This window comes from Psychrobacter sp. 16-MNA-CIBAN-0192 (assembly GCF_040309565.1).
Classification (GTDB): domain Bacteria; phylum Pseudomonadota; class Gammaproteobacteria; order Pseudomonadales; family Moraxellaceae; genus Psychrobacter.
This window is the reverse complement of the sequence record NZ_JBEOOX010000385.1, coordinates 1-261: the sequence shown is the minus strand read 5'-3', so window position 1 is coordinate 261 and position 261 is coordinate 1. Positions and strand designations below refer to the sequence as shown.

Here is a 261-nt window from a genome sequence, read left to right as displayed (position 1 = left end):
CTCCAACGCCCCGATCGCCACCGACTTGCGCCGAGAGATTTTCCGCATGCTGGGGGAGGGCAAGGACGACCAGCAGATCATCGACTTCATGGTCGACCGCTACGGTGACTTCGTGCGCTACAAACCGGCGCTCACCGGCAAGACTGCGCTGCTGTGGTTCGGCCCGGCCGGGCTGTTGCTGGCTGGCGTGGTGGTGATGGCCGTGATCGTGCGCCGTCGCCGCGTCGCACCGATTGATGGCGCCGATGCGCTGTCCCCTGA

At 66.3% G+C, this 261-nt stretch carries 1 protein-coding gene; it reads left to right on the top strand.

Translation table 11 applies throughout. The annotated features are described in order from the left end of the window. On the top strand, positions 1 to 261 hold a 261-nt coding region (locus AAEY78_RS13680), incomplete at both ends, for a cytochrome c-type biogenesis protein (RefSeq protein WP_352339890.1).